Annotated in this window: 17 protein-coding genes and 5 pseudogenes; 12 read left to right on the forward strand and 10 right to left on the reverse strand. The window is 60.1% G+C overall.

Translation table 11 applies throughout. From position 1 onward, the window contains the following. Window positions 1-1,895: 1,895 nt before the first annotated feature. Both istB (QA649_RS04595) and QA649_RS04600 read left to right on the forward strand, forming a co-directional pair. Window positions 1,896-2,582, forward strand: a pseudogene (gene istB, locus QA649_RS04595) (IS21-like element helper ATPase IstB); the annotation flags it as partial. Between the two features lie 721 nt (window positions 2,583-3,303). Then, entirely contained in the window at window positions 3,304-3,594 is a 291-nt protein-coding gene (locus QA649_RS04600; RefSeq protein ID WP_183714688.1) for a hypothetical protein, read from the forward strand. An 870-nt stretch (window positions 3,595-4,464) separates the two neighbouring features. Here the strand turns inward: QA649_RS04600 and QA649_RS04605 are convergent. The 4 genes and pseudogenes from QA649_RS04605 to QA649_RS04620 all read right to left on the reverse strand — a co-directional run. Next, window positions 4,465-4,662, reverse strand: coding sequence for a hypothetical protein (locus QA649_RS04605; protein WP_126261820.1), 198 nt, complete (start codon window positions 4,660-4,662; stop codon window positions 4,465-4,467). A gap of 37 nt (window positions 4,663-4,699) precedes the next feature. Further along, window positions 4,700-5,545, reverse strand: coding sequence for a hypothetical protein (locus tag QA649_RS04610; protein WP_283023168.1), 846 nt, complete (start codon window positions 5,543-5,545; stop codon window positions 4,700-4,702). Further along, the gene (locus QA649_RS04615; protein ID WP_283023169.1) at window positions 5,463-5,999 is read right to left on the reverse strand and encodes a hypothetical protein; all 537 of its coding nucleotides are present in this window, start codon (window positions 5,997-5,999) and stop codon (window positions 5,463-5,465) included. Before QA649_RS04615 ends, QA649_RS04610 begins: the two co-directional genes overlap by 83 nt. A 2,049-nt stretch (window positions 6,000-8,048) precedes the next feature. Next, window positions 8,049-8,978: pseudogene (locus QA649_RS04620) on the reverse strand (IS21 family transposase); the annotation flags it as partial. 219 nt (window positions 8,979-9,197) lie between these two features. On the opposite strand from QA649_RS04620, the gene istA reads away from it, so the two are divergent. Continuing rightward, window positions 9,198-10,682 carry an IS21 family transposase gene (gene istA / locus QA649_RS04625; protein WP_283023170.1) on the forward strand — a complete coding sequence of 495 codons (1,485 nt, stop codon included), beginning with the start codon at window positions 9,198-9,200 and terminating at the stop codon, window positions 10,680-10,682. Further along, window positions 10,679-11,491: an IS21-like element helper ATPase IstB gene (gene istB, locus QA649_RS04630; protein ID WP_283023171.1), complete on the forward strand. Its 813-nt coding sequence runs from the start codon at window positions 10,679-10,681 to the stop codon at window positions 11,489-11,491. Before istA ends, istB (QA649_RS04630) begins: the two co-directional genes overlap by 4 nt. 127 nt (window positions 11,492-11,618) lie before the next feature. Here istB (QA649_RS04630) and QA649_RS04635 read toward each other — a convergent pair. Next, a pseudogene (locus QA649_RS04635) lies at window positions 11,619-12,152 on the reverse strand (IS21 family transposase); the annotation flags it as partial. A gap of 74 nt (window positions 12,153-12,226) precedes the next feature. On the opposite strand from QA649_RS04635, the gene QA649_RS04640 reads away from it, so the two are divergent. Beyond that, entirely contained in the window at window positions 12,227-12,658 is a 432-nt protein-coding gene (locus tag QA649_RS04640; RefSeq protein WP_283026259.1) for a hypothetical protein, read from the forward strand. Window positions 12,659-12,723: 65 nt separating this feature from the next. On the opposite strand, the pseudogene QA649_RS42900 reads toward QA649_RS04640, so the two are convergent. From QA649_RS42900 to QA649_RS04655, 3 genes and pseudogenes are all read right to left on the reverse strand, one after another. Continuing rightward, window positions 12,724-12,918, reverse strand: a pseudogene (locus QA649_RS42900) (hypothetical protein); the annotation flags it as partial. Window positions 12,919-12,947: 29 nt separating this feature from the next. After that, window positions 12,948-13,313: a hypothetical protein gene (locus tag QA649_RS04650; RefSeq protein ID WP_283023172.1), complete on the reverse strand. Its 366-nt coding sequence runs from the start codon at window positions 13,311-13,313 to the stop codon at window positions 12,948-12,950. 388 nt (window positions 13,314-13,701) lie between these two features. Continuing rightward, complete coding sequence (locus QA649_RS04655; protein WP_283023173.1) at window positions 13,702-14,211, reverse strand: hypothetical protein; 510 nt, start codon at window positions 14,209-14,211, stop codon at window positions 13,702-13,704. Between the two features lie 838 nt (window positions 14,212-15,049). On the opposite strand from QA649_RS04655, the gene QA649_RS04660 reads away from it, so the two are divergent. The 7 genes from QA649_RS04660 to QA649_RS04690 all read left to right on the forward strand — a co-directional run bounded on the left by QA649_RS04660 (window position 15,050) and on the right by QA649_RS04690 (window position 21,398). After that, window positions 15,050-16,615: a pyridoxal-dependent decarboxylase gene (locus QA649_RS04660; protein WP_283023174.1), complete on the forward strand. Its 1,566-nt coding sequence runs from the start codon at window positions 15,050-15,052 to the stop codon at window positions 16,613-16,615. 2 nt (window positions 16,616-16,617) lie between these two features. Then, complete coding sequence (locus QA649_RS04665) at window positions 16,618-18,150, forward strand: hypothetical protein (protein ID WP_283023175.1); 1,533 nt, start codon at window positions 16,618-16,620, stop codon at window positions 18,148-18,150. A 40-nt stretch (window positions 18,151-18,190) separates the two neighbouring features. Beyond that, window positions 18,191-18,661, forward strand: coding sequence for a hypothetical protein (locus QA649_RS04670; RefSeq protein WP_283023176.1), 471 nt, complete (start codon window positions 18,191-18,193; stop codon window positions 18,659-18,661). Window positions 18,662-18,673: 12 nt separating this feature from the next. Then, window positions 18,674-19,474: a hypothetical protein gene (locus tag QA649_RS04675; protein ID WP_283023177.1), complete on the forward strand. Its 801-nt coding sequence runs from the start codon at window positions 18,674-18,676 to the stop codon at window positions 19,472-19,474. Continuing rightward, a complete protein-coding gene (locus QA649_RS04680) occupies window positions 19,471-19,968 on the forward strand; it encodes a hypothetical protein (protein ID WP_283023178.1) in 498 nt (165 codons plus the stop codon). The genes QA649_RS04675 and QA649_RS04680 overlap by 4 nt, the downstream gene beginning before the upstream one ends. Then, window positions 19,968-20,531 carry a hypothetical protein gene (locus QA649_RS04685; RefSeq protein WP_283023179.1) on the forward strand — a complete coding sequence of 188 codons (564 nt, stop codon included), beginning with the start codon at window positions 19,968-19,970 and terminating at the stop codon, window positions 20,529-20,531. The genes QA649_RS04680 and QA649_RS04685 overlap by 1 nt, the downstream gene beginning before the upstream one ends. A 318-nt stretch (window positions 20,532-20,849) precedes the next feature. Then, a complete protein-coding gene (locus tag QA649_RS04690; protein ID WP_283023180.1) occupies window positions 20,850-21,398 on the forward strand; it encodes a cysteine hydrolase family protein in 549 nt (182 codons plus the stop codon). A gap of 395 nt (window positions 21,399-21,793) precedes the next feature. Here QA649_RS04690 and QA649_RS04695 read toward each other — a convergent pair. Both QA649_RS04695 and QA649_RS04700 read right to left on the reverse strand, forming a co-directional pair. Continuing rightward, window positions 21,794-23,127, reverse strand: a pseudogene (locus QA649_RS04695) (IS5 family transposase). 225 nt (window positions 23,128-23,352) lie between these two features. Continuing rightward, window positions 23,353-25,329: a RiPP maturation radical SAM C-methyltransferase gene (locus QA649_RS04700; RefSeq protein WP_283023181.1), complete on the reverse strand. Its 1,977-nt coding sequence runs from the start codon at window positions 25,327-25,329 to the stop codon at window positions 23,353-23,355. Window positions 25,330-25,425 lie beyond the last annotated feature (96 nt).

Below are 25,425 nucleotides of genomic sequence, written 5' to 3' on the forward strand. Positions count from 1 at the left end.
CTGCAGCCGCAGTCAACGCGTTGTCCACCATGTCCACAGCCTGCGCGGGCCGTTTGTGAAATCAATGTGTGTTGGTCGTTGCTGCAAGCGTCATGGTACTCTAACGGGTAAATTGCAAGCTCTACCGCTCGATCCGACCATACGTTGGATGATGTGAGCGGTCGTAAGCAGATAGTCTTGCGTTCTCGCCTCGGCGACGTCTGCAAGACGACAAACCGGCCCGGCAGCTCCAGCGTCTGTTTAGTGGTGGAATCCCGCGGCAGGCGATGCTGATCGGCGATCACTGGCGAACTCGGCGTGCTGCCGCCGCGCGCCCCTGGCTCCCCCTTCGGGCCGGCCGGCATCGTGGAGCCGAGGCGCGACGGCGAATCGTCGGCCCGAGCGCTGCCCATTACGGCGCAGGCAAAGAGGGCTAGCGCAAGAGAGGTGCGGCGCAGCGCGATCAAATCGAACAGCATTGAGTTTCTCCCGGTCCGGCCGCACCTTGCTCGTCACCCAAGAAGCAACTGGTGAGGCCCGGGCCGAGCTGCCAATTGCCAGTCTTGACGTTGCGGCACAATCCGGCCTCGCGCGACTATGTTGCACAATGGGGTGTTTCCCAAAGCGGCTCTAGTCACTTAGCTGAAAACCGGGAACAACAGACCTACTAAGGCTAGTAGTCTCTATTATTGGGCAAGGCGTCGGCGGATTCCCTGCACATTCGCCTGGTCGTTCTTCAGTTTTCAAATCTACCCGTCAGATCGAAAGGCCGGCACGGCGGACGGGCCTCACGGTACACTGGATCCGCCCGGCGTATTGCTGTTTGTCCTCCGGACCAAGTTGATGGCCGCCATAGCATCCGCCTTGTGGTAGAGCCTTCCAGACTGGCAATCTTCCTGTTGTTCACTACGTCAGCTTCCAACGCCACTGCTGATTTAACGTCCCTATAGAGGTGGACGATATTGGAATGTGAACCGCCCCGGGTGAGTTGGTCCCGGTTGTCTGAACAGAATTTCCGCGTCGATAAGTGGTGCCTCTGCCGGGGTTAGGCTGCCTGGATGGGTCGCAAACAGATCGTTGCCTGGAAGTTCCAGCGTGGATGTTCGATCGGACGGCCTGCCCTGACGCCGAGCCTTTGACAGTTCAGCCGTTTGTCAGCATTGACGCACTTGCGGCGCTCTCTGCGCTTCTCGATCTGGCGTTGAAGGATCGAACGCCATCAGCTGCCCTGCTTTCTTTCGTATCCAGAACCTCTCACGACCAGAATCGGGGAGAGACTCATGTCACGGCAGACGGCAATGCCAGGGAGCGGGTACCGACACGATCGACAACCGCGCCCGCAACAGCAGATGGATCTGTTCGGGAGCGGCCAGTCGAACGGCCCCATCGGCGCCCAGCATGGCCGGAGCTGCCAGCGGAAGCCCGGGCGGCCCTCACGAGCCTAATGACGCAGTGATCCTCGACCTGCCGCGATGACGGCGACGGCGCTGGCGAAGGAGGCCGGTCATGATCTCTGACAAAGTCAGGCCTCATCTGGAGCGCAAGGCGCTTCTTTACGTGCGCCAGAAGACAGAGACGGAGGAGCGGAGAAAGACGTGCTATCACAGCGCATCAGGTAGCTGCTCGCGCAGTTTCCCAACGTGCATGTCGTCAACCCGACGTGGTTGAATCAATGCAGACGCAGCTATAGATGCTGAGGCCGTGAAGAGATCAACGCATGAGCACGCTAAGCACAAGGGCTGCTCAGGAAGCGGGATCGCAGGCGCGAACGTGGCGCTCTTGTTGCAGCCAAGGCGTCAAGGAGGCTACCGAAAGCCGGCACTGACAGAACCGCTCCGCCCGCAGAAGAAGCGCCCATCCTCTTCCGCGCGAACATTCGTGGCCGCACTTACTACAATTGATCAGGAGAGATCAGCATGCTCATTCACCCCACCGTCGATCGCTTGCGCGCCCTCGGCCTCGCCGCCATGGCCGATACTCTCGCCGAACTGCAGAACAATCCCGAGGCGGCCGGGATGCCGCACGCCGATTGGCTCGGCCTCCTCGTCGATCGCGAGGTGACCGCTCGCGACAACCGCCGCCTCGCGCGTCGCTTGACCAGCGCCAAACTCCGCCATCGAGAACGTCGACTATCGCACCGCTCGAGGCCTTGACCGCTCGCTCTTTCAAATCCTCGCTACCTGCCAATGGATCCGTGATGCCAACCATCTGGTCATCGTCGGCCCAACCGGCACGGGCAAGTCCTGGCTTGCCTGTGCGCTCGGCAACAAGGCCTGTTGTGACGGCTTCTCCGTCCTCTACAAGCGAACATCCCGCCTGTTCGCCGATCTCGCGCAGGCGCGCGGCGAAGGCCGTCTGGCGCGCCTGATCACCGCGCTCGAGCGGATCAATCTCCTCATCCTTGACGACTGCGGACCCGAACCGCTTACCGCCGACCAGCGCCGCAATCTGCTTGAGATCGTCTACGATCGCTACGACAAGGGTCCTTGTTGATCACAAGTCAGGTCCCCGTGTCGCAATGACACGATGTCATTGCCGATCCCACCCTCGGCGATGCGATATTGGACCGCATCATTCACAATGCGCACCGCCTCGAACTCAAGAGGCGACAGTCTAAGGCGTCAGGCTGGCGAAAAGAAAAAACCGTAAGCACCTCGCGCACGATCGCCCCGCCGGCCCACAGGCCCCTCCTCGTGCGCGTCGCTACGTCGCTCGTGGGGGCACTCCGCGCCCCGCACGGGGCCCTCCTATGGACCGCCGGAACGATCTCCGAACCAACCCGCCAGCCTTGACCAGAGACAATTTCCGGCACACATAAGCCCGTCAGTCGTGTTCGTCTCCAAACTGATCGCGATCACTGGAATCCGTGATCACCACCGCCTGGAACACCTGATCGCCATCCCCGGAATCCGCAAGCTAGGAAGCAAAGCGGCGTTCCTATCTGGAATCAAAAGAGGCCGCCTCTCGGTAGCCTCTTGCCGGTTGCAATGTTGATCGTGCTGAAATGCCAGTCCCGGCCGCCTTATTACTACTGATTCCCGGTGTAATGTGGAGTCCGCAAGAATGCGGTGTTCAATCATCGAAGCCGCGCAAGTGTCCTAATCTGCCATCGCGGATGTCCTAATTAGGACAGCCCCCCGCTTTGATAGAGGCATTGCCTCGCCCCCCGCCGCATACCGATCAATGCCGAAGATGGTTGCCCCTCAAATTTCGCAACATCAACTCCTTTTCTGAGGAGTTGCCTTTGCGTGTCGGGCCTCGCTGAATCTGCAGCACCGGCGCGAGCTACTGCGGCTTCCAATCCAGCAACAAAGGAAACCTGATATGATTCCTATAGAGGAGTCCTTTATTCGAGCGGTAACGTTGCTTGACGGTCCAAAACCGACCGAGCAACGGACTGAAATCGTCGCCCACTTGGATACTATTGTAGACTATGCGCGCGACGATGCCGAGGAGCGCCTAGCCCATAGTTTCAAAGAGATGACCCTGAACCACCTGGACAGTATTGGTCGAGATACGTCGACCATTGTTGAGGAAAAAATGGACCTGGCTCTGATCGCCACCGAAGAATTGATTATAGCTATCGTCGAGCGCAACCGGCGGGGAATAGGATGATCCGGGCGATGTCCATGCAGGCTTGCAACCGGGCAATACGGCGGCCGTTGGTCGCGAGCAGATAAGCATGAGAGGCGACGACCTCCAGCAAAGACATGCACGCAGCGCCATCGGACCAAGCAATAACCTTCAAAATCACGGACGGCGCGTGACTGGAAGCCCTTCGATCGAGGGGTTCATGGTGTACTTGTTCGGGCCTGACGGGAATATTGTGCACTCCGCAAGACTGATTTGCGCCGATGAGGAAAGGGCTAAGCAGCGAGCACAGCAATTAGCCGAGACCAATAGGGTCGAGCTTTGGCAGCTCACTCGCAAGATTGCGAGCTATCGGTCACGCGCGAACTGAGGCGCTTGGTTTGCGCAATCCTCGCTCTTACCCTTGGCCATGGCGTTTGTCCCTCGCAGATATGATCCCGGCCTCCCGGCGGCGCTCCAGCTCTTGCTCAAGGATATCCAGGCCAAGACAGATCAACGCCTCGCCGACCTCAATCGGGTCATGCTCGTCGAACGGAGGCTCGCTCGGATTGACGGGTGCCATCATGGTGCATGGTGCCTACGTCGTGTCTGGTGCACGGATTTGAAGGTCTGCCTCTAGCGAAGTCGAGCGCTAAGTTGCCCCGCACTGGTTCTGACGCCGAAAAAGGACCCGCGATTTCACTGGCGAAAGATCTTCCCATTGCCCTCGGATCGACTGCAGGTCTGTTACGCGCCGAGATGGCCATGATCTGGAGAGCCGCCTCCAGAGAGTTCCGTCTCGGCGGCTAGATGAGCGGCGAGCGGCTCTTGACCTGAGGCCAAGGGCGAGCTCAGGATCGCCTTGGTGCGGTCGTCTGAGGGCGTCGAATTGCCGGTCATCGAAGCATGCCCCGCCTAGCTAGGATCCCGCTCCAAAATGAACGTCGAGTGACCCTTCGACCTCCTGCCGACCTCGTTGAGGCAGGCAATGGCAGCATCAGTCGAGACATGATCGGTATTGGAGAGGTGCTTGGCGAGCGCACTGATCTCGCGTGTGACGAACACGCTAGCCATGATCTTGCTGCGGCGTGCTATCGTCGTGAGTGTAGCCATCCGACCAAGCTCCTCTGTGTCGCCGCCGAGCGTCCGGTCAAAACGCTCGGCGGCGGGAATTGGGCCGGCGCTGGTCTCCGGAGTGAGAGCAGCGGAGAAAACACTCACTCATCAGCACAAACCCCGCACTCAGGCCGTAAGGCATCGGCGCGCGCCCGCACCATGCCTCAGGCCTAAGCCGTGACTTGCATCTCAAGTATACAGGCCCGCGCTGCCGGGTTTCAGCGCGCCGACGGGTGTAGATTTCTGAGGCGGTCTCGACATGCTGTTCAGAGCGAGCCGGTGATTTCGCCCGGGCCGACATCGAATGCACGGTCGTAGCTGAGGCCAGCGCCTGTGCTGCTGCCTTTGTGCGGGCGTAGATTTCATTGGCGGACAGGTTCATGGTTTGAGTCCTGTCCTTCTGTTCGCGTCGGATCACGCAGCCTTGTCGGTCGCGGGCTTGTTCTCGGCTTACCAAGCTTTGAGCTGTTCTGCGTTTTCGAAGATCTAGAGATAGGTTCCAGCTCGACTTTGATTTCCGAGCGAGGTCGCTGTGCACGTAACCCTCGACGCGGTCGAGTATCGTCAGAACAGCCTGCGGCGAGACGTAGCGCATCGGAGTCCAACCAGCAGGGGCACCCTTCAAGCCGCGCAAGGCGAGCGCGGATGCAAGCGACGACACACCGCTACGACCGATCCAATCGGCGGAAGTGACGCGATCGAAATAGCGCCGGCTGGTGATGTTCGTCGTTTGACCACCATGTGAGAGATCGGCGGAGCCGTTCGGATTGACTTTGATCTTGGCCGCATACTCGGGGTCATAGGGCCGGCCACCAGGCCGCAGCCAGGGTAGCTCGCGCACTCGGGAAAGTTCTTTCCGCGGCACGCCGGGCATGTCCATGATTGCGACTTGGAAGCTGTGGATCTGCTGATCGTCCGGAAGTTGCCGGTTCAGAATTTCGCGACTCAATCTCGGCTTCGGCCATCGCGCGCATCGCAGCGCGGAGCTGCTTGATCGCAGTGGTGACGGCTTCCTGCATCTGTTTCTGAGCAGCCGCGCCGAGCGAGTGGACGCGCGTCAAATTGTCTTTCCGCTCCTTTTCGGCGGCAGCAGTCTTTGCTTCCGTCAAAGCATGGTCGGCTCGCCGGTGAGCCGCACGAGCTTTCACCAAGCGAACTTCAGCTAAATTCTTGATGCCGACGAGGTCACCGATCTGGTCGTCAGACAACTCGATCGGCGGCGCTTCCATTGAGTGGACGGCGCTGGCGAACGCGGCCTCGACCGCGGCAAGTTCACTGGGCGTTTCCAGACCTTTGGCTTCCAGGTTGGCGATCTGCGAGGTCTTGCCGGCCATGAACGTCTCCGTTGTTCACCGGGACATATTGCACGGCTTGGCGCTTTGTCCTTATGGCACAATCGCTGATTATTTTTTTTCGCGATTCTGCCCTGTGGAATTTGACGACGCAGTTGCCGATTGCGTCGACCAACGGCTGCGGTGACCTGCCAGCGGGCGGTGCCGTCAGTGCGTTCGCGTGCGATGCTTGCGCCAACAACGCCGCCGGCAGCCGCCGTGGCGATCTGATGGGCGACCTTGCTCTTCGCTCGCCTCCGACGAAGGCAAGCTCAGCGACCACTGCGGCCGTCGGAACAGGTAGGCCGAAGACGCGCTGCAGGTGCTGCGACTGAGCGGTAGCTGTGGCAGTTTGATCGGGGAAGCTTCCGGATTGCTATTGCCGGTGCAGAGGTGGCCGCCCGTCAAACGCTTGCGACCGCAGGGACGCGATGTACCGCTCAAAAATGTGCATCCACTGGCCTGTGCTACCCGTAGGTACGCTTCGCAAGCGATGGTGGCCAGCCCGTCCTCGAAGACTGAGGCTGGCCACCTTTGCTCCCGAGAGGCTGAAATTCTCTGGACGCCAGCATCCTATATTGCTGAGAAGCATGCGGAACACCTATCAAAATTAGTGGGGACGAGAATGTAAGGTAGTGCGAGCGCCCTCGCGCCATCGAGGTACATTCCGACGTGAAACACTGCACGTTCTATGGAAGGTTGCAGATGGTGAAGTGGTTCTACAAAACTCAAGCAGGGGGGGGTGGCTCAGATCGTTCCGACTGGGAAGGCTTTTGCGGTCACGTTTCGTGGTGAGACATTGGGGCATTATGCTTCGCCAGCGTCAGCGGCCGAGACTTGGCGAACGGAACATGCTCTTGGCCTTCGGCCGGAGACCCATCAAACCTGGGCATACCGGAGAAGATTAGCGAGTGGCAGCGCGTGCGGTGACTTACACTCCCCGAGGGTCCTCACCTCTGGTGATCACCGCCGTTTGGATCGTCCACACTTGGGCGCGATTCGGCACCGTTCGGCTGCGCGCGTCAGGCGCTACCCCTGCCACGCCCGCACTACCATTTGAAGTTAGCGGCCACGTGACTCGGCGCTTATCGCCCACGCATACACAGAGGAAAAGCGCTGGCCAGCCTCAAAGCAGCGGAAGAAGCCGACCGGGAGCGTATCGCTCGCAGAATGGGCATAACCGTCATAACGGGCTTAGCCCGTGAGCCGGAAGCAGTGCGAACGCGGCTCTGCGCCTGACGGCCTGGGGGCATGATCAGGCATTATCCTGCCGCATCCGCACTGCCAAATTGAGTTAGCGGCGACGTGACTCGGCGCCGACCGTTCTGGTGCCATTGCGCTGTCCCTGCCACGGCCCGTTAACCACAGCGGCTCTGTATCCGTGCTAGCTTACCAAAAGCTGACGAGACTGCGCGCCCATCGACCAAACGAAATGCGACCCGTGTGGGCCGTTCAAGCCGGGCGGCCTATAACAACAGTGCGTGCAATCTGCTCCGGGCAATCCTGCAGCCAAGCAAAGACGCCCGCTAGACTGTAAGGCCGTGCGACTTCATGGCCGCCAAGCTTAATGGGAGATCTTCGATAAGATAGAATTGCCCATCGGCTGTTCTGACCATCCGATCTCTTATCTCAAACCACACGCCCGTTGTCGGCCACCTTTTGTAGGATACGCGCGTCGCGAAATGGACCGCTTCAGCAAGGTCCCGCGCTGTCGGGTTCCGTTTCCGCGCGCGCAAATGCCTTAAAGGCTTAGCTTTTGGTGCCATGATTTGTCCTTGAGCATACGCCTTCCTCGTCGGCTCAAAAGCCGCGCGGATGCGACTCGGCGCCCTTATCGGCTGGGGGGCCTTGGATAGAGGCGCTATCCCTGCCGCATCCGCACTGCCCCGTGAAGTTAGCCCTGGGATCAAAAGGCTAACCCACACCCAGCTTTCCCGTGAACCCTTACCCACGGGGGCTGAAGTGCGGTTTAGCGAGAAAGCCGCCGCGAGTGGCCTACCTAAATTGATAGGCTAGACTGAGCGACTTAACGCCGCTCAACCTGTCAGTAATTCAGCCTATCGGTCTTGCAAAACGATCAGGCCGACGCGAACGGCGAGCTGACCTCCCCGTATCACGTCGACGGGCCAGGATATTGAGCACGACATCGGCGGAATGGACGCTGTGACTGAGCGCTTCGGCACAGGCCGCTTCCACCGCGGGCAGACCGTCAGTCAGCACCGCGTTGAGGATGTCGACCATCTGACGATTGCCGTCGTCGGTGCTGGCAAGCTTGCGCCGGATCCGCTCGATCGCGGCGGGCAGCACCCAGTCCTCGAAGGGAGCACCGTTGCGCAAGGCGCCGGGTTTGCGGGCGAGCACCGGCACATAATGCCACGGGTCGTAGACGGTATCGCCGCGGCCAAAGGATCGTGGGTGCTCGGCGACGATGCGTCCATCCTGTCGGATCACGATGCGATCGGCATAGGCTTGAACCTCGACCGGTCGTCCGACTGCGCTGGCTTCGACCGAGTACTTGTTGTTGTCGAAGCGCACCAGGCAGGGCTTCGAAACCGATGCCGTCACCGCATGGAAGCCGTCGAAGCGGCCGGCATAGAGAACGAGTTTGGGGCGTTCGGCTTCGAACACCTCCCAGATCGTCTGATCGACCAGCTCCGGGTGGCGATGAGCCTTGGCGTAGGCGATGCATTTGTCGAGCAGCCAGGCGTTTAACTCGTCGAGGGTTTTGAACCGCAGCCGCGGCGTGAAGAAGCGTTCCCTGACCAGCCCGACTTGGTTCTCCACCTGCCCCTTCTCCCAGCCCGACGCTGGCGTGCAGGCGACCGGATCGACCAGATAGTGGCTGCACATCTGCAGGAAGCGGCGATTGTAGAGACGCCCTTTACCGACGAAGATCGTCTCTACGGCGGTCTTCATGTTGTCGTAGATGCCGCGGATGCAGGTGCGTTTGAACAGGGCGAACGCCCGGTCGTGGGCGTCGAACTGTCGCGCGGCGATCAGGATGGAAGAGCGCGTCAATCAAGGTGAGAGAGTTTCGCCGGGCTCGTGACGTAGGGAGGGCGTAGCCCGACCGGAGTTACGAGCCCGGCGTCGGCGCGATCCGCGAGGGACCGCGCCGACTGGTGATCGCGGCCGGCTGGTTATGCAAGTGCGCCAAGAGGAATCACTCGCTTGCCCGGCCGACACATCACAGATCACCAGATGAGGCTCTACATGAAGTACCGTCAGACCAATAGCCCGCCAGTGGCGGCGGCCAAGGCGTCGTTCAGTGCGTCGACCGCTTATCGGATCGAGAGAGATACCCGACTTCCGTCGCAAAGGAAGGCTCCCCGCGGCCGGCGACGACCGGACCCGTTGAGCGAGGTGTTCGAGACCGAGATCGTCCCGATCCTGAAGTCGGCACCTGGCTTACGCCCGGTGGCGGTCTTCGAGGAGATGCTCCGACGTCATCCTGATCTCGGCACCGGTATCCGTCGTACCCTGGAACGTCGTATCCGCGCCTGGCGGGCGATCCACGGCGAGGAGCAGGAGGTGATCTTCCGCCAAACCCACGAGCCTGGCCAGCTCGGCCTCTCCGACTTCACAGACATGGGCGAGCTGGGTGTTACGATCGCTGGCGCACCGCTGGATCATCGTCTCTATCACTTCCGTTTGGCCTATTGCGGGTTCGAGCACGTCCACGTCGTGCTCGGCGGCGAGAGCTTCGTTGCCCTGGCCGAAGGCCTGCAGAATGCTCTCTGGTCGCTCGGTGGGGCGCCGCGGGAGCATCGGACCGACAGCCTGTCGGCCGCATTCTGCAATCTCGATCGCGATGCACGGGACGATCTGACGCAGCGATACGAGACCCTTTGTGCCCACTACGGCATGCGGCCTTCCCGCAACAATCGAGGCGTCGCCCACGAGAATGGCTCGATCGAAGGGCCCCACGGTCATCTCAAGCGAGCAATCGCGGACGCCTTGCTGCTGCGCGGAACTGTCGACTTCGACGATCTTGCCACCTATCGCGGCTTCATCGACGAGATCGTCAGCCGCCGCAATGCCCGCAACGCCAAGCGGATCGATAGCGAACGCATGGTGTTGCAGGAGCTGCCCGATCGCCGCACCTCGGACTACGAAGAGGTGATCGTCCGCGTGACGTCGTCCGGCGGCTTCACCCTGCGCAAGGTGTTCTACACGGTGCCATCGCGCCTGATCGGCCACCGGCTGCGGGCGCGGCTCTACGACGATCACCTCGACGTGTTCGTCGGCGGCCCGCATCTCCTGACCTTGCCGCGCGGCCGACCGCATCCCAATGGCAAGTACGATCAGGTCGTCGATTATCGGCACGTGATCCATTCCCTGCGGCGCAAGCCAATGGCGCTTCTCAATCTGGTCTATCGGGACAGGCTGTTTCCGCGGGAGGGCTATCGGAGAACCTTCGACCGATTGCGCGAGCGCTTGCCGGACAAAAAGGCCTGCCGGATCATGGTCGATCTCCTCGCGCTTGCTCATGAGCGCGGCTGCGAGGCCGAACTCGCCGATCAGCTCACGGCCGATCTTGACGCCGGCCGACTGCCCGACCTCAACCGGTTGCGCGCTCACTTCGCTCCTGACCCCGCCCAGCTGCCGAACGTCGTGGTGCAGCTCGCGCCGCTTGCCACCTACGAATGCCTCATTGGTACCGCCGAGACCGGAGGTGCCGCATGAGCGTGGCCAACACCGTTGATACCGCGCGCCTCAATCTGTTGCTCAACGAGCTCCGCCTGCCAGCCATCAAGGTGCTGTGGGCGCAATTTGCCGAGCAATCCGAAAAGGAAGGTTGGCCGGCGGCCCGCTTCCTCGCGACCATTGCCGAGCACGAGATCGCCGAACGCGGTCGCCGGCGCACCGAGCGCCATCTCGTCGAGGCGAGGCTGCCAGCCGGGAAGACCTTCGACAGCTTCGACTTCGAGGCCGTGCCGATGATCTCCAAGGCGCAGGTGATGGCGCTCGCCGCCGGTGACAGCTGGCTGGGCAAGGGCGCCAATTTGCTCCTGTTCGGGCCGCCCGGCGGCGGCAAGAGCCACTTGGCGGCAGCCATCGGCTTGGCCCTCATCGAGAACGGATGGCGCGTCCTCTTCACCCGGACCACCGATCTCGTGCAGAAGCTCCAGGTGGCGCGCCGCGAACTCAACCTCGAGGCTGCTATCAACCGCCTTGATCGCTTCGATCTGCTGATCCTCGATGACCTTGCCTACGTCACCAAGGATCAGGCCGAGACCAGCGTGCTGTTCGAACTCATCAGCGCACGCTACGAGCGCCGCTCGATGCTGATCACCGCCAATCAGCCGTTCGGCGAATGGAACAAGGTCTTCCCGGACCCCGCCATGACGCTCGCCGCCATCGATCGTCTCGTTCACCACGCCACCATCGTTGAGATGAACGTCGAGAGCTATCGCAGACGCACCGCGCTCGATCGAAAACGCGGTCCGGGACGGCCGACCTCGCACGCGACACCCAAAACCGTCGCTGATTGACGCTGCGCGACAATCAGAGTTCAACAAAACTCTTGCGCGCGACATTCTGCGCGGCAATCATTGCTTCGCCGCGACACTGACTCGCCATCCAGATTGCCGCGCCTTCCCATCCAGATCGACGCGCTACATCGAACACCATCTCCTGCGTCTCCCGCGGATAGGCCCGCACGAACAGCATGCGGCTGTGACAGAGCCGGACATGGGCAGCCTTCACCATGACCGCGGTGCCGCCCAGCAAGACCACCTCGTGGCTCCAGTCGAACTGGTAGGCTTCGCCTGGGGCAAAGCTCAGCTGGACATAAGCGGCCGCGGTCGATTGCCCGCGTTCCCTGCTCCACCGCTTGGCGTAGCGGCGCACCGCATCGTAACCGCCGTCATAGCCGCGGCCGCGCAGCTCTTCGAAGATCCGGATCAACGTCAGCTGTTCACGAGCCGATTTAGCCGCGTTCGCCGCCAGCAATCCGTCGAGTTTTACTGCCCATCGTCCGAGCTTGGGCCGCGGCTGCACTTGCCGCTCATACTCGAAGGAGGTCTCTCCCGACCTCAGAACCTTCCGGACCGTGTTCCGTGACACCTTCAGGTCACGTGCGATCTCCTTGATCGTCTTGCCCTTGATGAAGTGCTCGCGCCGAATCCGCGCAATCGTCTCCACGACCAGCATCCTCCACCACCTGCTTTGTTACGAAGCAGGCAGCGCAACAGACCAACCTGTAGGGGCGCATTGCCGCATCCAGAATGTTACTGGACAACTTCTCGCCGATGATGGGTCGGTGCCATCGAATTGGTTCGGTGGCGTCTATAGCGGGAAAGATCAGCATGGGCGCGCGGCGCGAGGTGGTGTCGGCGGTAACGGAGCGTTACCGGTCGGCCAAACGAGCGGAAAAGGGGCGGATTCTCGACGAGCTGTGCGCGACGACGGACTGGCATCGCAAGCATGCGGTGCGCGCGCTCCGGCGACGCGAGACGGTTGGACCGGGCGAGGTCGAGGCAACAAGAAAGCGGAGACGCAGATATGGCGCGACGATCAAGGACGCGCTGACGGCGCTAAGGGAGGCGTCGGATCGAGTATGCGGCAAGCGGCTCAAGGTGATGATCCCCTCAGCTTCAAGGCTGACGAGCGCCCCTTCTATTCCGGCGGGATCGGCGACCCGAACGACCCGCGGATAGGGATGGCCGCGCCGCTCTATCCATTTTGAGATCGTCCCTTGTGGATCCGCGTCGACAATTGCGATGCGCTCCCCGTTCCGCATCGCTGCGACTGCAATTCCGACCGCCAGCGTGCTCTTGCCGCTACCGCCTTTTTGGGTGAGCAGAGCCAGGACATACATCGCCTGCGCGTCCCGGACAACAACGACATGAAAACACGAGTCGTCGACAAAATTGGGCCTACCAATCGGTAACTTACCACTCCCCATCGTGAATCGCATCAACACCGAGCGTGGAACCCACAACCAAATCAAGGCCCAGCCACTAAGGTATCCCAAATCATCTCTGGATGGTTCTCGGCCACGCCGGCGATGTGGAAGCCGACAAGCGCTGCCTTCGCGTTTTTCTTCCCGTCGGATATGGTAATCTTCCCGTTCTTCGTGATCAGCAATGCACGATCTCCGCTTCCCGCGTGTAGAAGGTCGAAACATCCTCCCCGGGCGGCGACGACCTTCCAAGCCGCCATCAACGTCAAACTGCGTACGGGAAACGGTTTGTTCGGATCGAATGCCCTCAGCTTCGACGGATCGAGCAGACTGTTTACCTCGATGAAGTTGCCGAACTTGGGGTCAGAGCGAATCGAGTAGCAGATCGGGCTCTGCTGGAGGTCGACCATGATGCCGTTTGGTCCAGTGTCATTGATGAGGTTGAGCGTCCTCGCTTTTTCGGAGCGGATCAGCTGATTCAGGACGACACCATCTCGGTGGCCTTGGCGGGCATGCCTTGGAAGAGAGGCTGTCCCCCATCGCGCTGTGTCAACCTAGGAATGCGTTCCACGACCACTGGTGAAAAGGGCGTTCGGACGACGGTTCGCTCAATAGATGAAAAGCGGTACCTCGCCCCGAACGGTCCTGTGGGAGTTCTGGAGCTTTGCTGTAGAATCGAACCCGTCGATCATCGGCTATGCAACCCCGATCGAGGTGCAGCTAACTCGGTCCATTGTCTCGAGGAAACATCATATGTTTAAACCGCGGGCGGAAGGTTCATCGTTTGCCTTGTTGGACTCACCCGCCGCTCGACTCTCTATCAGCGCGCTGGTCCGCGCGCTTACAAATTAAGTCCTCGTAATTCTTGGGGCTAAACTCCTTCAGGCGGTCTAGCGCACGCTCCGCCTCGGCGGTGTTGCTGCGACGCCGTTTGACCCCTTTAATCACCTCTGCGAGCCGCCCCATTGCGGTTGCTGCTGGCTTGGATGCCGTGCGCATGGCGGGTTTAGGTTCTTCGTTGAGGTCCAGCTTGAGGTCCTCCTTGAGGTCCGTCACGAGCGTGTTGAGTTTGGCCTTGTCCTCATCTTTGAAAGCGTTTTCGAGCTCCCTCACCAGCGTCACCAGCGTCAAGAGCTTCTCCTTGAGCTCTCTATCGGCACTGAATAAAGTTTCGGCTAAGCCGAACTCTTCGCTTAGCGCTTTATCGTATATCGCGTGAATGCTCGATGCAATGTCCTGCGTCACCGAGCCGCTGAGTGGCGCAAAAAATGGAAAACTGAACCAGGAGAACCAATTAGGGTTTGACATTGACATCCTCTCCACCGAAATGTGGCGTTCTTCCTCAGGTGTACTCGAGCAATTGGCGTGCCAATCGGTCTGGTCTTGATGACTCCGTAGAAAGTACAATTAGGTAGGTTGTCGTTCCGGATGCCGCCGTTTAAAGTTGCTCTGTGTTTCTGATATCAAGAACTTTACGGCGGACCGCTTCACGACCTACATCTCTGTGGAGTTGGTCCCCATTGGGCTCTACGATTGCTTTTGCTTCTTCGGGCGACCTGGTTCGCCGAAGCTTCTTGAGCGCTTCGTCGACATGAGCATCCGCGATCAGACCACACGTACATCCGATCGCTGCTAAGCGTCCGGCACTGACGGTCTCCATCAGATGCCAACGATCAGCAACCTGCACCGCGCACGGCTGCGCTTTTGCCGTGGCTTCGCCATTTCCGCCACCACGATCACGGGCGACAATCGCGATCGAGGAATTGCAGATAGTCAAGCTTGGGCAGTCTCAGGTTTACGATCCGGCATGCGGCCGAGCCGGCGTCGGCTAGGGATGGTCGTACAAATTTCAGAGCCATCGGACACGCATGCTCTCGCCCACCAATTCCGATAGCTAGAGCTGCGCCCCATAGAGGCTCATGATAGCGGCGCCCTAACATAGATGGGTGGCTACTGCTCTAGCATGGCGTTTACCGAACTGTGTGCAACGACCCGGTGCCCACACTTTCTCATGACCGAAGCTTCCGAATGGCTGCCAGTCCTACCTCTCCGTCGTTCAAACAACACGACAATAGGCATCCACGAACGCATGCCGCCATGGAGCGTGCATCCGGCGGCACTAAACAATTGCGTTGAGAGTGCGACGATGATGGACAAACTGCATGCGTTTGATGGAGGCTCGTCGTGTCGGTTCCAGACATTCACCTCTGAAACAGAATCATCATTTGACGTTCGAGATTTCACCGCAGCCGCTCATTGGGCCGTCGAACGGCTCGCTGATATGCTGTCGCGTGACGACGTCGAAGGCTTGCGTCTGCAAAGACCAGCAGATCTGATGGCCAGCGCCCGCAACCTCATGACGGCGGCTGATTTGGGGCGCTTTGATGTACGCCGCTTCGCCGATATCGTCGAACTTTACCTGGAAACCGGCATCAGGGTGAACTCCCGCGGATATATGGGGCGGCAGTTCAGTTCGGTGATGCCGGTCACCGCTGTCTTCGAAATGATTGCCGCTATGGCGCCACAGCCAGCCTCCTATTACGAGGCGGGGCAGCTCGCCAACGTTGCCGACCGGCTTATCGAAGAGGTGTTCGGCCGTTTCATTGGGTGGGCACCGGGTAGTTTCGAAATGGTGACGACGTCCGGGGCCTCGCTTGCGAACATGACCGCTGCACTCGTCGCTCGCAACCGTTACCTTTCGGGAAGCTGGAACGGCGGGCTTGCGGCCGGCCGCTCGACCCGGCCTGCCATTGCCATTGGCCAGGACGCCCATTTCTCCGTCTCCCGCATTGCCGGCATCATTGGTATCGGCCAAAATCAAGTGATACGCCTGCCTCTGAACGACCGTCGGCAGATCTGCCCGGAACGAGCGGCAGCGACTTTGGACGAGGCGGCGGCCCAGGGGCTGGATATTTTCTGCCTGATCGCCTCGGCAGGAACGACCGCGATCGGTGCCAATGATCCGTTGCCTGAACTTGCGGCGTTGGCGAAGCGGCGCGGCGCTTGGCTGCATGTCGATGCGGCTCACAACGGCGCTTTTCTGGTTTCCGACCGGCTGCGGCCTCGCCTTGCGGGACTGGAGCTTGCGGATTCTTTTTGCCTGGACGCCCATAAAGCTCTGTTCGTCCCGGCCCTTTGTACATTGCTGTTCTACCGCGAGAAGGGTTTGGCGGAGACCGCGTTTCCACAGAAGGACAGCTACGTATTTGACCCGTTCGAAGATGAAATGACGGCCGTGCAGAGCGGCGTGAAGAACTTCGAATGTACGAAGCGCCCCGCGATCCTGAACCTTTGGCTGGCTTGGTCTCTGTATGGTCCCCGCGCCTTCGCGGATAAGTTGGAGCGCCTGGTAACGATGACTGAGGCGGCCCACCAATACTTGGCCGATCAGCCGGACTTCATCGTCCCGTATCGGCCAGAATCCAATATTCTCTGCTTCGTCCATCAGCCGCTTGGCGTGTGCGGCAATCGGCTATCGAGCCTGCAACTGGAGTTGCGCAACCGCGTGCGGGCGGCTGGGCGTTACCTCTTGTCCAAGGTTGATATGGATGGACAGACAATGCTCCGCATGGTCCTCATGAATCATCGGATCGGCCTGTCCGACATCGCAGGCATGGCGGCAGAGATCCGACGCCATGCGCGCGAGATTCTTGCAAACAACGCTACACACGGCGAGCAGAACCGGCCTTTCCGGTTTGAGCCACAGGAATAACTATGCGCCACTTCGCCCTTTCACCCCGTGACTGCGCTCACCACGTACTGCCGGAAACGATCTTGCATCCGTGCACCGTGGATGACGTGCTGGCTTTACCTTCTTTTTTAGCCTCGCTCCTGCACGCGCAGACTGTCATCGGCTGCCGGATAGACGAATTGTCTCATGACATCCAGGCCGCCATCGTCGAGCGTAGGCTATCGCAACTCGTCTCCATCGCCCGCATCAATCCGCTGTGGCGTCGGCGCATCGATAGTGCCGTCGGGACCGGTCCGGTGGACAATTACGAGCAGTTCAAGGCGCTGCCGCTTACCGACAAGGAAGCCTTTCAGCAAATGTTCACGGAAACGCGACCAGGCATGGTCGTGCCCATCGACCGCTGCGGCTTCGAAATCGTGGCCAGCGGCGGTACCAGCTCCGGCAAGCCCTCGGAAACCGTCTATTCGCTCGACGAATTGCAGGAGACCTACCGCTGGGCGGGGGATTTCATGGGCCGACACATTATGGCGCGTCACCTTACCGGCAGCGGCGCTAAATGGGTGGCCACAACATTAGCCGACTATCAGATGTGGAGCAGCGGCACCATGGTAGGTGGCGTGCTCCAGAAAATCCCAAGTGTCAACTACATCGGTGCCGGCCCGATGAGCCGGGAAGTCTTCCAGCGGATGATGTCCTATCCGGGGCCGAAGGCGATAATGGGGATTACACAAAGCATTGCGCTAATGGCGAGTTTTGCCGACGGGCTATCTGGCGAGGCGCGGGACAGCTTCCGGATCGCTCTTTATGGCAGTGGAGTGCTCACTCCCAAGGTGCGGGCGGATCTCAGGCAGGTCTATCCAAGCCTGATCGTACTCAGTTACTTCGCCGCCACCCAGGCGGAAACCATCGGCGTGCAGCTAGATCCGGAAAGCCCGATCCTGACTGCGGTACCTGGTCTCCACTTGGTGGAAGTGGTCAGGCCGGACGGGCAATGGACGGCAATAGACGAGGAAGGCGAACTGGTAGTCACGCGCCTGTTCGGTAATGCGACCCCCGTGCTGCGCTACAAAATAGGCGATCGCGTCATCCGCCGCCCTGACTTGCAGTCGCCCGGCCTGAATGCCGCGCAATTTGAGTATGTCGGCCGCAGCGGCGATTTCATGCATATTGGCGACACGCAGTATTCGGCGCCGCAGGCCTTGGCGGCGATCACCGCCGAATTCCGCCAGCGGCAGGTTCTGGACATCGATAGCGTCGCTACCGACACGCAGTTCCAGATCGATCGCGCGAAGCGGCAGCTGCACTTAGTAATCGGCACTCCGGAAGCCGCATCCCTTCCGACGCAGGTCGCCATGCGACTGGGACCGGAAGGCTCCTCGCCCTTGATCATCGCCGGCTTGCTCCGATCGCTGTCCGTCTTCAACGCGCTGGAGGCGAACGAGGCGAGCCTGCGGAGTTCGGGCTACAGCTTTGCCATCCGGCTTGTAGATCCAAGGAACGCGGATTTGGTCCGCACGGCATTTGGCAAGGTGCCCCTCGTTGTAGACCGCATTTGATACTCGCAAACTAGGACCGCCGCCGCGCAGGAGAGAGATAATGACGCCGCTCAATATCCGGGTTTTCGTCGACGTTATCGCCCTGCTGCTCGGCAATGCGGTCGAGGGCAACGTCTTCATGTTTGACGATGGTGTCTCTGACGGAGAAAGCCTTGGCACCGCCAAGCTGGTCAGCTCGGTCTGGCCAGGACAACTGGTCCGCTGGAGTCTAACGCCGCTTGACGTCCAGACCATGGCTTGGCTGACCGGCGTGTCGTTTGATGGCACTGCGCCACCGGCGACAGGCTACCTGCTCCCTTGGGCACTGCAATGGCAGGGATACGTACCTCCTTGGAGCGCTCCGGGCTCGCGCCATTCTTACCGAATGACGCTCGTCACGGGTGGCCTGAGTGGGCGCACGATCAGCATCGCCGGCCCCTCTCTTGTGCTCTTGCCTCCCCCGCTAGGAGGGGCCTTTCGGGCTCACCCCTCGATGCCGCCTGTCGAGCGACCGCACAATCCGCGCCAATAGGAGGACTATAAAATGCAGATCTCGATTGTCACCGTCATCGATATCGAGACGGCCCTGGCGGAGGGCAGTCTCGATGGAAACGCCTATGTCATCGACAATACGGGCCCATTCGCACAGTTGCCCCATGCTCGCGTGACAAATGTTCCCGGCGTTTATGATGCCAATGGTTCGCAGGCCATGGAGGCTGTCCTGAACTGGATCACTGTCGGTGTCGCCCAGCTGCCACCGACGCTGCCACGCAGCTATCCCCACCGCTTTAACATTGCCAACACCGCACGACGACTGCTGAGCCCCTCCGTCCGTACTCAGGAGCACATCTCCAAGATTCAGGAGCACATCTCCAAGATGCTGACTGACCCTCCGAAGCCCCTGCAGGTTCGCGACCGCGGTGCAGTTCGCACCTATGACGCACCAGTGCTGAACGCGGCCGGCAAGGTGCTGAAGCCTGATGATGCCACTACGGCGGCCAGCGTGCCTCCAGTTGTCGTGAGGATCCGCGGGGCTGCGGTGGAGGATGGTGTTCTGTATCCGGCCCTCTACGGTTCGCCCGATCCGTTGACGGATGGCTGGTACTGGAGCGCCACCGTCGATACGGCCAAGGTCGGTCGCCACGACTATACGATGGAGGTGGCGCTCTATCGCCCCGTTCAGGAGACCAGCAAGATGCTCTGGGAGCCGCTGCTGTTCACCCTGTCGTGCGGTATTCAGGTTAGTAACGTACCGAGCGTCAACGGCTTCACTAGCGGCTTCGTGCCCGGCCTGCTGCCCATACCGCCGTCCGGACCTACATGCGTTGAGGGAGACGCGATATGACAAAAACGATCAACATTCTCCTGGTGGTGGATGTCGTCGCCGCATTGGAGGCAGATACGCTCGCTGGCTCTCTCTACATGATCGATGACAACCGTCTAGGCGGCTCGCGCAACCAGGCGACCGCCGGGCTCGCGACCGCCGTGACACCAGGAGACGAGATCATCTGGACGTTGTTGCCGATCGAATGCGAAAATCATGCCGCGATACGTGCGATCAAACTGCCGGCGGAAATCTGCGAGGTTCGACGCGAAACCTATCCCGAGTCTGATGTCAGCTATTGGGTTGGTACGGTGAAGCAGCCGGTCGGCGACCTACCGTATGGGCTGACGTTGGAGCTTGGCAGCCGGATGCGGACGCTCGATAGCGGTGCCGACGCGCGCCTCATCGATGCCGCCCTCAACGCTTCCCCGGGTGCCACCCGAACCAGAAGTTCATCGCGCCTCGTCGAGGCCGCCCTCAACGCTTCCCCGGGCACCCGAACCAGGAGTTCATGATGATTATCAGTCCCGCATCGCAGCGGCCCCCCAGCAGCCCAAGCTTGGCCTCCACACAGCTGAACATCGTCACACTCATCGACGTTGCAGGAACCCTACGGGCCGGCGGCCTCAGCGGGAAAACTGGGCTAATGGACAATGGCGGCGAGAGTACCGGTAAAGGCACGAACAGCTTGCGGACAGTGTGCCGCCAGGGCCAAGTCCTGAACTGGCTGGTTTATTGTACTGACATGGAAAAGCGTCCGGACGGGAGCTGGCCTCTATTCGCGCGTATCGTGAACATCGTTTTCGTGCTGCCCGATGGGACGCCACAGCTCGGCAAAATTTGCGCTGATCTTAAGATCTATGGCGGTCCGGACAAGATCCGCAGTCCGTGGACACCCTCCTACTACTACTGGGCGGGCTCTGTCGACCTGGAGATCGAGCCGGGGCTCTATCCCTATCGCCTCGTACTTGAGGTCGACACAGTCGATCGAAATCGCAAATCGTATTTCAACCTGGACGGACCAGCCTTGCAGGTCATTCCTCTGAGCGTCATCCATGCAGGGGGCCAGCATGGATAAGAAGCTTGCAGCGAAGTTGTACGCGGACAGACCTACCCAATCAATTGCGGGCGTTGCAATCGCGTGCAGCTCTGTCGCGCGCTTCCCGGCAGCCATCGGTAACACCGATCAGAGGAAGATGGAACGGCGCTTGGGCCTGCGATTGCAGGTCCTTCCGATTCGGCCCCGAGCGGGTCCAAGGTTAGTCCGCCGACTCAGTCGGAAAAGTGAAGGGGATAATATGGGTAGCGATATCAGGTGGCCTACACGTCGCCTATCCCGCGCCTGCGCGGGTCATTGCTGATCGACTGCTTTGTCCAACAATCTAAGGGAACTCTTATGAGCCAGCGCGCCATCATCGTTGTCGATATCCAAAACGAATACTTCCCAGATGGCAAGCTGCCCCTGGTTGGTATCGTGCATGCGGCCGCCAACGCGGCTAGGGTGATTCAGGCCGCCCGCGCGCGTGGTGATGCGGTTATCCACGTTCAGCACGAAATGCAGGAACGTCATCCCTCTATCTTCGCTCCGAACACCAGAGGAATAGAGATCAATCCCATTGTCCAGCCCCTAGAACGTGAGGCCCTGGTCGTCAAGCACTATCCCAACGCCTTTCGCGACACCGATCTGAAGCAGCGGCTCGATGCCGGGGGCGTTAGGGAGGTCGTGATCGTCGGAGCAATGAGCCACATGTGCATCGATGCGACCAGCCGGGCCGCCGCCGATTACGGCTACAAGACCACGATCTTGCACGACGCTTGCGCCACCTGCGATCTTCCATTTGGTGGCATAACAGTGCCCGCCGTGCAGGTTCATGCGGCCTTTATGGCGGCCCTTGGCTTGGCCTACGGCACGGTCACGACGACCAGTGAATATTTAGCAGCCTAATGCTGTTTGCGGCCTCGGCTAACACTAGTCACGTGAATCCTAAGGCTCGCCGCATAAAGTCTGCTGACCTCCAAGCAGAAGCGTTTTACAGAAGCCAAATCTGATCTGCGGACTTAGCTCATTTGAAGGGCTTGGGATCTCGGTTGCAACGTTCGATTAACGTACGGATTCGGCATCGAGCGACCTGACGGAGGTGTGACATCTCGCTGAATTTTGCTGCCTCGCTCCAGCGACAACTTCGCCAGAGCGATACCAGAGGCTCGATGGTGCGACAATGGAAGCTGTCATGCTGATCCTGACACGGCAGACGAGCGATATTCCCGCCGCGGCGGTCGCGTTCGCCGACTTAAGGAGATCGTGTTGCGTACCAACCAGTCGACCGTGAAGAACGTTGATCATGAGGTCTGTTGACGGGATGACCAGGCGCCGGCGAACAGGAAGGCGCAGCAGATCCGGACAAACAAAGTCGTGAGCCAGAGGATCAGAAGCCGGAAGTTGTAGCCCGCGGCGGCAAGGACCGCGTTGGGGGCGTCGCCGCGGGTGCCGGCGAGATGATTTCGGTTCATCCGGTGCTCATTCTTGAGATGGCCTATCACCGGTTCGACCGCGGATCGGCGTCGGAAGGCGCGTTTGATTGCTGCGGTCACGCCACGCTTCTGGCCGGCGACATAGACCTTGAAGATCTTGTCTTTCGGCGCGTTGTGACCGCGATAGCCAGCATCGGCAACGATCCTGGTCAGGCAAGCGCCGACGCTGGCCTCGATCTCGGGAATGACAGTCGCGAGCGTGTGTCCGTCATACGGATTGCCCGGCAACGCTTTCACATGGGCGACAAACTGGCCGCCCTTGCAGCGATCAACGGGCGTGGCGACACTCACCTTCACGCCGAACTCGTAGGGCTTGTGAGCTTTTCCCTTACCGATGCATTCGACCTCCGGCGCGTGCAACGAATAAATTTTCTTGCCGCGCTGCCGTTGCCGCTGTTCGCGGACCTGCCGGGCCAGCGACAGCGGCAACGCAAAGACGTCCTCCAGCTGCGGCCGATCCGCGATCTTGCGACCAATATCGCGGATCACGCGGCCCAGCATGGTCCTAATCGTGCGCAAGGCGCGGTTCGCCCGATTGAAGTGCTTGGCGTGGGCGTAGCGCTGATGTCGGATCAGTGCGATCTTGCCGACGCGGACGTAGGATTGGCGCAGCTCCGCACCAACCTCTCGCGCGCCCGATGCATCAGTCGAGCATCGGTCGGGAATGCGATCGCCTTCTCCTGCACCGTGGTGTCGACGATGACCTGGGTGAAGTCGGTGGGTTTCGCCGCGCCCAGCCGCACCGCGGCAGAGAGGCTCTCCTGAACCAATACCGCAAGGCGATCCTCGCCCATCCGTTGCCGCCAGCGCGTCAGTGAGGAGCGGTCGAACACCAGCCGGTGCTGGAAGAACTCTTCGCCGCAAAGCAGCTGATAGTAGGGATTTTCGACCCAGCGCTCGCACAACCCTTCGTCCGAGAGGTCGTGCATGTGCTTGAGGATGGCGAGCCCAACCATCAAGCGGGTCGGCAATGGCGGCCTGCCGGGATCATCGTCATAGACCGCGCCGAACCGGTCTTCGAGGAACCGCCAGTCGATCGAGCCCGACAGTCTGACCAGCGCATGGTCCGGATCGACGATTTGATCGAGCCTCGCCTTGAACAGATCGTTCTGTCCGCTCTCCCGCCGCGCCTTCGGCCGCATTGCAATTGCCCGTCGTTGATTAGCCCGCCGCGACAGAATCACAGCGATCGCCCAAGAGCAATTTGCAAGAAACTGCGGGCTCACCCGCCGAAATCCTGCGAACAGAACCATGTCTGTTCGCCAAAAATCGATTCTCTCTCAACGGCTTGCGTGTTCTTCACAACCGACAAATCAGCCATAGCTCGGCGAAACCCAGGACGGCCTGCCATTTCTAACCTGGAGACGTCATTCACGGTGGATACCCACGGGCATTGCGCGTCGGTCGAAATAGCCTCCAGGGAACGCGGTCGTTGCGGGCATTTGCTCATATGGATGCCAGAGGGGAAGGCCAATCAGCCGTCCATCGAGTCGTATGATCAGTCTGCGAGCGGTCATGTCTTCTATTGCCGCGTCGATCTCAGCCTGTATTGCATTCGCCGTCGCCAGCCGTTTGCGCAGGAGCGTTTCTGGCACGCCTTCATCCGCGGCCAGAAGAATTTCGCGCTTGAGGCCCTTCACACGGTGTTTGCGCTCCACTGCAATGGCACGCGTGTCCTCGACGGTTAGCTCTTCGCCGCTGTCACGCATCCACAGCATGGGTAGCTTCCGCTCATACCAAGATCTTTGCCAGGCATCGACAGCCAGGGTAACAGCCTGCAGCCCCGGGCGGCGGTTCGCGTCGCCAGCTGCGTAGTGACCGCCGACATCGTTGTCTTCACTGTCTTCGAAGTAATAAACCTGATCCGCGAGCTCGATCTCCGACAACGGATAGACGTAGCTATATGCGCGGGCCGGGAGCAGTTTCAGGCCGTATTTGTCGGCTGCGTAATGATAGGGGCTATAGCGCTGGTACCGCAATCGCACTGTACGTCCTGGCTGCAGATGATGCAACAGCGGCAAACAAGCGGCCATTTCCGAATACCATGCGTCACTCTCGCCCGGGAAACCCCACAGCACACTCCAACTCACCCGCACGCCGTACTGACGGCACCATTTCAAGAGCTGAACATTATGCGCTGCTGTCGTTCCTTTACCCATTAGCTTCAAAATACGGGTGTCCAGGCTTTCGATACCTGGCTGGATCCAGCGGATGCCAGCGCTGGCCAACTTCTCTACTTCGTGGCGCTTCAGATTCGCTTTGACTTCGAAAAAGATCGCGAGCTTCCTAGGCATTGCGGTGAGGTGGGGCAGCGCTTTTTCGAAGTAGTCAAGGGCTAGTATATTGTCGACTGCTTCGATACGCGACGAGCCGTAACGCGTCGACATTTCAATCATTTCCTCTACAGCCTGCTCGGCGGGTTTCTGACGGTAGGTGATCGATCCGCCGTTCAGCCCGCAGAACGTGCAGGGACTGCGCTCGCCCCACCAGCAGCCACGAGAGAACTCCATCGGCAGTCCGGGATGGATACGGTCAGCGTAGAGCGATCGCTCAAGTTCAGCGAAATAGTCCGAGAAATCGGGCAACGGCAGATCTCGCATGTTTTTAATCACCGCCCGGGGCACCGAATCACGCATCGGCGTCGCAGGATAGCCGGCCTTGCGGTGCGCCGGACCGAACACGCCAAATGGCAGGTCGGCCGAGGGAATGTCTTTGCCACGATGAAGGATGTCGTAACACAGCGCCCCCATCAGTGCGTCGGCCTCGCCGGATACGATGTAATTGACCCATGGGAAACGAGCGTGAGTGGTTCGCCCCATCACTGACTCGCAGTTTGCTCCGCCCATGAGAGTAACAACGCCAGGTGAGCGCTCGCTCAATCGACGCAGCAGCGCGAGCGAAGGGACGTGCTGGCCAAAGGTAGAGGTGCATCCGACGATGGCCGGACGATGCATCAGCACCTTGTCCGCTGTCCAATCGATGAACTCCCCCATAAGCAACCGCAGTTTTTGCAAATTCGCGCGACTCTCGGCCATGCCTTTCCCAGCGTGCATCGGCGTGCGATTGAAGTACCTGTCGAGAAAAGCGTCGTGGTCAGGCTCAAACTCGGGAAAGGCGACGCCTGCGAACAGCCAATCGACAAGCGCTTCCTCAGGCGGGCTGCTCTCGAGGAGATGATAATCAGGAAGGCCTATGTATTCCATAAACCAAATGTTAGCGCATACTATGCTGGATCGCAGTCCGGCCCGTGTCAGCACCGACTTCAGTAAACCAAGCGCCAGCGATGGCCGTTCAACCGCCGACATCGGCATGTTGACCAAAACGATCGGCACATCGGTGCTCATCTTCACTTCCCTTCAAGTAGCTATGCGGATGGTGTACGATGATGCTGAGATCCGCACCGCAATCGAGACCGGTGCCTGCTCCTTACGCTTTGATGC

Origin of the sequence: Bradyrhizobium sp. CB1717 (assembly GCF_029714325.1) — a bacterium.
In the GTDB taxonomy this organism is placed as follows: Bacteria; Pseudomonadota; Alphaproteobacteria; order Rhizobiales; family Xanthobacteraceae; genus Bradyrhizobium.

Excerpts from the sequence above, each read along its gene's own strand:
- QA649_RS04600 (WP_183714688.1), top strand. The coding sequence starts at position 3,304 with ATGATTCCTATAGAGGAGTCCTTTATTCGAGCGGTAACGTTGCTTGAC.
- QA649_RS04605 (WP_126261820.1), bottom strand. The coding sequence starts at position 4,662 with ATGGCTACACTCACGACGATAGCACGCCGCAGCAAGATCATGGCTAGC.
- QA649_RS04610 (WP_283023168.1), bottom strand. The coding sequence starts at position 5,545 with ATGGACATGCCCGGCGTGCCGCGGAAAGAACTTTCCCGAGTGCGCGAG.
- QA649_RS04615 (WP_283023169.1), bottom strand. The coding sequence starts at position 5,999 with ATGGCCGGCAAGACCTCGCAGATCGCCAACCTGGAAGCCAAAGGTCTG.
- istA (WP_283023170.1), top strand. The coding sequence starts at position 9,198 with ATGAGGCTCTACATGAAGTACCGTCAGACCAATAGCCCGCCAGTGGCG.
- istB (WP_283023171.1), top strand. The coding sequence starts at position 10,679 with ATGAGCGTGGCCAACACCGTTGATACCGCGCGCCTCAATCTGTTGCTC.
- QA649_RS04640 (WP_283026259.1), top strand. The coding sequence starts at position 12,227 with ATGTTACTGGACAACTTCTCGCCGATGATGGGTCGGTGCCATCGAATT.
- QA649_RS04650 (WP_283023172.1), bottom strand. The coding sequence starts at position 13,313 with ATGGTCGACCTCCAGCAGAGCCCGATCTGCTACTCGATTCGCTCTGAC.
- QA649_RS04655 (WP_283023173.1), bottom strand. The coding sequence starts at position 14,211 with ATGTCAAACCCTAATTGGTTCTCCTGGTTCAGTTTTCCATTTTTTGCG.
- QA649_RS04660 (WP_283023174.1), top strand. The coding sequence starts at position 15,050 with ATGATGGACAAACTGCATGCGTTTGATGGAGGCTCGTCGTGTCGGTTC.
- QA649_RS04665 (WP_283023175.1), top strand. The coding sequence starts at position 16,618 with ATGCGCCACTTCGCCCTTTCACCCCGTGACTGCGCTCACCACGTACTG.
- QA649_RS04670 (WP_283023176.1), top strand. The coding sequence starts at position 18,191 with ATGACGCCGCTCAATATCCGGGTTTTCGTCGACGTTATCGCCCTGCTG.
- QA649_RS04675 (WP_283023177.1), top strand. The coding sequence starts at position 18,674 with ATGCAGATCTCGATTGTCACCGTCATCGATATCGAGACGGCCCTGGCG.
- QA649_RS04680 (WP_283023178.1), top strand. The coding sequence starts at position 19,471 with ATGACAAAAACGATCAACATTCTCCTGGTGGTGGATGTCGTCGCCGCA.
- QA649_RS04685 (WP_283023179.1), top strand. The coding sequence starts at position 19,968 with ATGATTATCAGTCCCGCATCGCAGCGGCCCCCCAGCAGCCCAAGCTTG.
- QA649_RS04690 (WP_283023180.1), top strand. The coding sequence starts at position 20,850 with ATGAGCCAGCGCGCCATCATCGTTGTCGATATCCAAAACGAATACTTC.
- QA649_RS04700 (WP_283023181.1), bottom strand. The coding sequence starts at position 25,329 with ATGAGCACCGATGTGCCGATCGTTTTGGTCAACATGCCGATGTCGGCG.